Source organism: Bifidobacterium sp., from assembly GCF_050874245.1.
In the GTDB taxonomy this organism is placed as follows: domain Bacteria; phylum Actinomycetota; class Actinomycetes; order Actinomycetales; family Bifidobacteriaceae; genus Bifidobacterium.
On the sequence record NZ_JBNMKH010000169.1, the window covers coordinates 1 to 1,824 of the forward strand.

General features: G+C 62.7%; 1 protein-coding gene and 1 pseudogene. Both read right to left on the minus strand.

The window, feature by feature from the left end; all coding sequences use genetic code 11:
- Window positions 1–957, minus strand: a pseudogene (locus tag ACR0P8_RS09565) (MFS transporter); the annotation flags it as partial.
- Between the two features lie 291 nt (window positions 958–1,248).
- A partial coding sequence (locus ACR0P8_RS09570; RefSeq protein ID WP_432624831.1) for a sucrose phosphorylase domain-containing protein occupies window positions 1,249–1,824 on the minus strand: 576 nt, incomplete at its 5' end.

Consider the following 1,824-nt stretch of genomic DNA (forward strand, 5'->3'; position numbering starts at 1 on the left):
ATCCCTACGCGGCAGGTAGCTGCTGGCCCCTTCGAACGGCAGTACCAACAGCGTAACGATGGCCGCGACGACAAGCCAACCCGCGAATACCAGCATCGCGAAACCCGTAGTGCCATCCCAACCTTCGCCACCGGCATGCGGCGTCAGCGCAACAGCCACGGCGACGCCGACCAGCTGGCCAAGCGCCAGCCCCTTGCCGTGCCACGAATCGGCGCGGTCGCGGAACTTGTCAGGCGCACGTTCGCCGAACGCGGCGGCGAACGGTATAGCCGCCATCGCATACGCGGCCTGCGTGGCCAGCCAGAAGAACACGGCCCACGGGAGAAAATCGCATGCGGAAAGAATCGCCATGCAGATAGCCGCCAATACGCTGCCGCTGACGATCCATGGCGTACGGCGCCCGAACCGGCAGTAGGAATGGTCGGAACCGACGGCGATGCATGCGTTCAGCAGGAACGTCATGATGGCACCTGCGATGACGAGCATCGCCAAATCCGTGACGCGGTTGATTCCCGACAAACGGCTGACGGTTTGCGGAATGAGCACCGTGTTGAACGCCGCCATCGGAGCGGACAGCAGCATTGAGCCAAGCGCAAAACCCGCAACGAGCCGGTTGGCCTGCATTGCGGTCGGCCTGGTGCCGTCCGGAGCGGTCATCGGGTCGCGCAGGTCGAGGAAGGACGATTCGAGGTTCGGCACAGCCACGTCAAGATGCGCGGCCGCGGTTAGGGGCGCTCCACCTTCCGATGCGATGCGCGCGGCCTGGGTTTCCGGACGCTCGTTGGACGCTTCCGGAATACGCGGATGCTGCTGCACCGACAGCCGGCGCATGGCCGCCTTCGCTTCGGGAGTCAGGGTCTTCTCATAATCGGGGCGATCGTCGATGCCCGGGCGGATGAACACCTGGCCGGGCAGCGGCTGCGGTTTGAATTCGTTATTCTGATTGTCTTCGGTCATATCTGCTGTTTTCTTGGCTTATCGCGTTTTCTGCTTGTCGCGTTTCATGTGCTTCGATACTCCACGCATGCGCCCGCCCGCTACGAGCGACACATACGAAAATCGCCCGGACGCATTGCTTCAGCGCATTCGGGCGATTCTTCAACGCAACTTACGATACCAACACGTGCGGCCACTGCCGTCCGCCCGACGGACCGGGTGCGACGGACCGGGTGCGCGACCGCAAGGTGGAACGCAATCGCAAGGCCGTACGTAATCGCAAGAAAATACGTAATCGCAAGAAATTTTCCGTCAGGCGACGACAGGCGGATTGGCGATCAGATCATCCGAACGGTGGTCTCCCGCGGAATCCTCCCATTCCAACATGGCGACCGGCGTAGTGTTGTCCACACCGAGACCGCGCTTCGGCTCGAACGTCAGCGTGGCCTGGCTGGTTTCGCCGCGCCAGGTGAAGCTGATGGACGTGTCGCCGTCGGTGGTGTACGAGAACGTGCCGTCGAACGCGTCGAGCTCGTTGCGGAACTTCGCGAGCGCGTTCAGCGCCTTGACCACCGGACGCTTGAGATTCTCGTCGATTTCCGCGGTGGAATAGTAGTGGCGATTGATGTCGCGGCCGTTGTTGGTCTTGCGCAGCAGCTCCATGTCGTTCTTGCCGGCGAGCGCGCCGACGTAGTAGACCTGCGGCACGCCGGGCAGGAAGAACTGCACCGCGCGGGCGGCGATGTAGTGCTGGTCGTTGCATCCGAGCGCCGAATAGTAGGTGCTGTTGACCTGGTAGAGGTCGAGGTTGGATGCGGCGGCGCCAGTGGCTGCCTGGGATTCGCCGTGGGTGTTGGCGTGGATGGTGTTGACGAGGTTGTCCACGTC